Annotated in this window: 5 protein-coding genes; 1 reads left to right on the top strand and 4 read right to left on the bottom strand. The window is 60.0% G+C overall.

The window, feature by feature from the left end; genetic code table 11:
- The 4 genes from ABX749_RS18560 to ABX749_RS18545 form a co-directional block, all read right to left on the bottom strand.
- Window positions 1-776: ABC transporter ATP-binding protein (locus ABX749_RS18560; RefSeq protein ID WP_372897276.1), on the bottom strand; the 776-nt coding region annotated here is incomplete at its 3' end.
- A gap of 3 nt (window positions 777-779) precedes the next feature.
- Complete coding sequence (locus tag ABX749_RS18555) at window positions 780-1775, bottom strand: hypothetical protein (protein WP_372897275.1); 996 nt, start codon at window positions 1773-1775, stop codon at window positions 780-782.
- Window positions 1762-2688 carry an ABC transporter ATP-binding protein gene (locus tag ABX749_RS18550; protein ID WP_372897274.1) on the bottom strand — a complete coding sequence of 309 codons (927 nt, stop codon included), beginning with the start codon at window positions 2686-2688 and terminating at the stop codon, window positions 1762-1764. Before ABX749_RS18550 ends, ABX749_RS18555 begins: the two co-directional genes overlap by 14 nt.
- A gap of 106 nt (window positions 2689-2794) precedes the next feature.
- Window positions 2795-3361: an RDD family protein gene (locus ABX749_RS18545; protein ID WP_372897273.1), complete on the bottom strand. Its 567-nt coding sequence runs from the start codon at window positions 3359-3361 to the stop codon at window positions 2795-2797.
- Between the two features lie 275 nt (window positions 3362-3636).
- Here ABX749_RS18545 and ABX749_RS18540 point away from each other — a divergent pair.
- Window positions 3637-5996: neutral/alkaline non-lysosomal ceramidase N-terminal domain-containing protein (locus ABX749_RS18540; RefSeq protein WP_372897272.1), on the top strand; the 2360-nt coding region annotated here is incomplete at its 3' end.

Below are 5996 nucleotides of genomic sequence, written 5' to 3'. Positions count from 1 at the left end.
TCGGTCCGACCGGCGGACAGGGACAGCGAGTCGACCCACGGAACATCGGCCAAGCGATGCACCAGCCGCGCGGCGTCGGGCCCGATCACACGGACTTGTTGCGGCGTGTCAGCCAGGATCGATTCGATCTCGTCGGCCGTCCCCGAAGCCAGCAAGCGTCCTCCGTAAATCAACAAGAACGACGACGTGACCGCTTCGATCTCCTGCAACACGTGACTGGCAAACAGCAGCCCCCGCCCTTCGTCCGTCCAGGCCTTTAGGACCGCCGTCATGTCCGCCCGGCCGACCGGATCAAGCCCGTTGTAGGGTTCGTCCAAGATCAACAGGTCCGGCTGGTGGGCGATCGCCTGGGCGATTTTTGTCCGTTGCCGCATCCCCAGCGAATAGGTTCCCATCGGCCGACGCATGGCGTCGCTCATCCCCACGATCTCCAGCGCCTGTTCGGCCATCGTGCGGCTCTCGCGGCGCGAGATGCCGTGCAAGCGAACGAGGTACTTGACCCATTCCAGCGCGGAGACATTGGGATACAACACATCCGAAGCCGGGCAGAGGCCGATGTTGCGAAGAAGACTTCGGTCTTTCGTCGGGTTTCTTCCGAAGACACGCACGCTGCCCAGGGTGGGACAAAAATGGCCGATCAACAAATTGATCAGCGTCGTTTTGCCCGAGCCGTTGGGGCCGATCAATCCGTAGGCGGTCGATTCCAGGGTGACATTCAAATCGTTGACGCCGACCACGTTCCCGTACATCTTGCTGACTTGATGGAGTTCAATCATCGCTCAAACACTTAGCCTCGCGACGATGCGACGATGAACGATCCAGAATCCGATCACGGTGATTCCGGCCAAGACACCGATCGCGGGAACGACGCTGGCGGCGGTGGTGTCCAGCCCGAACACCCAGGCTTCGACTTTCCCGAGCGTGTGGTACGGCGACAGCAGTCGCCAACGATCCAAATCCACGCCGTACTCCTCCCAGTTGACCGGGCCGCGTCTTCGCCGTGGCGGTCGGCGGCCGGACATTGCCGCGGTGGTAAAGGTCAGGAATTGGTACGCCACAAACCCCATCGCCCAAGTCGCAAACCAGGCAAACGTCGCGTAGCGGCTTTCCGCGGTCAGCGACGAATAGACGACGGCCAGCGTCGTCGTCGGAAGCACCAACACCACCGAGGCAGCCACAATGCGTAGCGGAATGTCCCAGGTCTGTGCGATCACCGACAAGTCGGGCGAGAGCAACACGCCCATCACGTACAGCAACAATGCCGGAACGGTCGCAACGACGGCCAGAAAAAACCAGATCACCGCGGACTTGCCGACGATGTACTGCGTCGGCGACAGCGGCCGCGAAAAGTACATCAAGTATGCTTTGGTGCGGAGATCGTAGGAGATCAACAGCGGTGCGATCAGGCCGATCAAACCGACCATCGCAAACAGTTGTGGGTAGCGGAAATAGGCCAGGATCAGCGTCGACCAGACTTCATGCCGGGCCGACTCCGGGTCCGCCAGAATCAGGGCTCCCAAGTCGGGACGTCCCAACGGACCGCTGACCGTGCTGACGATCATCCGCTGCATGTCCGGCTCGGTCGACGAAAACTCAAATGCGAAGATCCCCAGCGCCGGCAACACGACTGGCAGCCAAGCCAGCACCAATAGCACCCGCAACCATCGCCGCTTCAGAATCAGTGAAATGCCACCGCGGGCGATCACCAACGGGCGAAGAAATTGATCGGCGCGAACGCCCGACCACTTTCGGTAGCCCAAGTCATGAACGGGCACGGACAACCTCCGAGGGATTCAGGCTTGGATCCGCGTCGATTCCCGCCGTCAGCGACCCCGAGGCGACATCGATAAAAATCTGCTCCAGCGAATTGACGGCCGGCTCCATTCGCCGGATCGCCGTCTCGGTCTCTGCCGCCCAAGTCCACAATCGCTGGGTTTGATCGGGATCGATTCCGCCGATCCGCAGGGTTCCGGTCTTGGAGTGCCAATCCACGCGATGCCCTTCGCTGCTGACACGGCGGGCCAGCGCGGCGTGATCACCGATGACCCAAACATGCATCGTCGGCTCGACCGGTCGGCTCAGGTTTTCCAGCGTGTCGATGACTCGCACGGTTCCGCCCACCAGAATGACAACGTGATCGCACACCGTTTTGACATCGGGCAAGATGTGCGTCGACAGAATGACCGATTTGCCATGGCGAGTGGCCAACGTCCGGATCCGCCGCAACATCGCCAGCCGTTGATCGGGATCCAGCCCCGTCGTCGGCTCATCCAAAATCAACAGCGGCGGATCATGCACGAGTGCCTGGGCAAATTTCAATTTTTGACGCATCCCGGTGGAATACGATTCGACCTCCCGGTAACGCTCTTCGCCGAAACCGCAAAAGTCCATCATTTCATGGCTGCGCCGCAACCCTTCGCGGCCGGCCAACCCGGAGAGCTGGGCCATCAAGGAAACCGACTCGATTCCCTCCAGCCCCGCAATGTAACAATCGTCTTCGGGCAGGTAGCCGATCGAATCGCGGATCGCCTTGGTGTCACGCGGCCACTTGTAATCAAGCACGCGCCCGTTGCCCGCATGGGTATGCAACAAACCCAGCAGCGCCTTGATCAGCGTGCTCTTGCCCGATCCGTTGGGCCCCAACAATCCGGTCACACCCGGTGGAATGCGCAGCGAAACATCCCGCAAGGCTTCGATGCCCCCGTAGCGTTTACAGACGTTGTCAATCTCGATGATCGGTTCCAGTTTGTCGTCTCCCTAGGACGCGAGCGTGAAGTGTCTCGTCGGCAGACACCTACGACCGATGTACCTTCACGACTTTCGACCCCGCGATCAGATCATGCAGACAACGTTTGTCGGCGCGGAAAATCATCAGCGCATCGACAAGGAACACCAGATTGATCAAGTAGTCGTCGGTAAAACCGGGGATGATCAACGTGGTGAACGTGAAGGGAAGGGTCCAGAGATAGCGATAGACGTAGATTCGCAGAAACGAAATCAACTCGTTCGTCTCCGCGTCCACGATGCGGATGCCCGCGGCCAGTTTGCCGATCGATTGGCCTCGCGTGATCAGCAGGTAGCCGTTGAGAATCAAAAACACGATCATGCCGAACACGGACATCGCCAACTGTTCCAACAAACCGACCTCTCCCGTCATGGCCCGTGCGGTGAAATCCGTCACGACCTGAACGGGAAAAACGATGAACATCATCAGAAACCCATCGATGATCACCGCGCCGAGGCGAGACAATCGACTGGCAAGTTCCGGCGGGGCGTTTTGATCGACGAAGGCATCGTTGGAGAGAAAGTCCGTCGGCGCGTATGGATTCACCGGATCGTTTTCATGGGATGGATCGTTCATGACATCTCCGCGCGTCGGCTCACTGTGGTTTAAGTTTCGACTCAATCAACAGCCCGTGAAGAGAGTCTGACAGACCTCAAGTCTAGCGAAAAGTCTGGCGGGCGGGGGCAGGGGATGTGGACGGTGCTGGCCAGCAGGATTCGCAGGCTGGAAGGACGCGGGATTCGTAAGCTGGAAGCTGAGCCGCGGGATTCGCAAGCTGGAAGCTGACGCCACTTGTTTCGGCTAAGATGGTGGCTTTGGTTGTCAAAACAGATGAAGGCGGCAGAGACCTTATGAATTCAGTTCATCGATTCGCATGGATTGCCCTGACGCTGGGGCTGTGGTTCAGTGACGCACATTGGACCCTCGCGGCGACGACTTGGCAGGCCGGTTTTGCCAAGCAAGACGTGACGCCGACCGAACCGGTTCGGATGTCCGGCTATGGCAATCGCGATCACGCCAGCGAAGGCGTCGACACCCCACTGTTTGTTCGCGCGGTGTGCTTGGAATCAGAAATCGACGCCGCCCAAGGGCAGCCCTTGGTGTTGCTGAGCATCGACAACATCGGGCTGTCGGGCGGCCACACACGACAATTGGCGTCCGCCATCGAAGCCGAGCATGCGATCCCCCGAGAACGGATCGTGTTCTGCAGCACGCACACCCACAGCGGTCCCGACTTGGGAGGTCAGCTGTCGAACATTTTTGCCACGCCACTGTCGCAAGCGGAAGCCGAGGCGGCCGAACGCTATCGGGCACAATTGGATGCGGCGATCCTGCGTGCGGTGGGTCTCGCGATCGGCGATTTGCAACCAGCACAACTGGCCTATGGAGTCGGCCGGGCAGGATTTGCCGCCAACCGCCGCGTCTTGTCCGACGGCAAATGGACGGGCTTTGGCGTGCAAGCCGATGGCCCCGTCGATCATTCCGTCCCCGTGCTGCGAATCTCGACGCCGACGGGGCAGGTTCGGGGTTTGATCTTCAACTACGCCTGTCACTGCACGACCGTCGGAGGCGATTACTACAAGATCAACGCCGATTGGGCGGGCTACGCGGCAACCGAACTGGAACAAACCTTTCCCGATGCGATTGCACTCTGCACGATCGGATGTGGAGCGGATGCCAATCCCAACCCACGCGGTACCGTCGATATGGCGCGCATGCATGGCCAGACCTTGGCTGCGGAAGTCGAGCGAGTCGCCCGATCGGAACTGCCGTCGATCGACTCGGACGTCGAAGCACACTTTGACTACGCCGCTCTGTCGTTCGATTTACCGACCCAAGAAGAATTGCAACAGCGGCTCAGTGAGTCACGCCCGCAAACCCGCCGGCATGCCGAACACATGCTCAAAGTGCTCAAAGAGAAAGGGCGGCTGCCGGCGACGTATCCCGTGCCGATCCAATCGTGGCGTTTCGGTGACCAGTTGACGATGATCTTTTTGGGCGGCGAAGTCGTGGTCGACTATGCGCTGCGGCTGAAGAAAACGTTCGACGATCCGAATTTGTGGGTTTCGGCGTACAGCAACGATGTGCTCGGCTACATCGCCAGCGAGCGGATGCGATCCGAAGGCGGCTACGAATACGACCGTTCGGGAATCTATTACAGCCTTCCCGGTCCCTGGGCAGCGGGCTCTGAAGACTTACTGATCCGCCGAGTCGAAGAGATTGTCAAAAGCAGTGGACGCCCGCGCCCTCAGGACCCGGCAACGTCCTTGAAATCGATTCACGTCTCCGACGACTACCAAGTCGAACTCGTCGCCGCGGAACCCTTGGTTCGAGACCCCGTCAACATCGCCTTCGGTGACGACGGAAATCTGTGGGTCGTTGAGATGGGCGATTACCCCGAAGGCACCGATGGCGGACGCATCAAATCGTTGACCGACTCCGATGGCGACGGGACGTTCGACAAAGCGACGACGTTTCTGGACGGCCTGCCGTTTCCGACCGGCGTCCAACCCTGGAAAGACGGTGTCTTGATCTCCGCCGCCCCCGATGTCCTGTTTGCCCGAGACACTAGCGGCGACGGGCACGCCGACGACGTGCAATCGATCTACACAGGATTTCGGCTGGCCAACCCCCAGCACCGGATCAACGGCTTCACCTACGGGTTGGACCATTCCCTGCATCTGGCGGCGGGAGACAACTTGGCAACGCTCACCAGCGTCGCGACGGGCCAGACGATCGATGCCTCGGGACACGATGTTCAGATTTGGCCGGACAGCGGTCGCATCGCCGTCACCAGCGGACGAACTCAATTTGTCCGCAGCCGCGACAGTGCCGGTCGTTGGTTCGGCAACAGCAACTCGTTGCCGATGTTTCATTTCCCGATCGACGATCACTACCTGAAACGTAATACCGCCGTCTCGTTCTCAACGAACAAACAACAGCTGTTCACGCCCGCGGTCGCGCCGCCGGTCTTTCCATTGACGTCGGCCGCCGAACGCTTCAACGATCTTTTCGCGGCCAATCGGTTCACGTCCGCCTGCAGCAGCATCATTGCGCGGTCGCCGTCGTTCGCAGAACCCGAACAGACCGTTGCGTTTGTGTGCGAGCCCGTTCACAACCTGGTGCACCGCGCGGTGCTGCAACCCCGCGGCGCGACATTCCGCGCCGAACGTTTGGAGCAGGAAACCGAGCGTGAATTCTTGGCATCAAC

The organism is Stieleria sp. (genome assembly GCF_041595215.1).
GTDB classification, from domain to species: Bacteria; Planctomycetota; Planctomycetia; order Pirellulales; family Pirellulaceae; genus Stieleria; species Stieleria magnilauensis.
The sequence above is the reverse complement of the archived record's forward strand: the minus strand, read 5'-3'. Positions and strand labels throughout refer to the sequence as shown.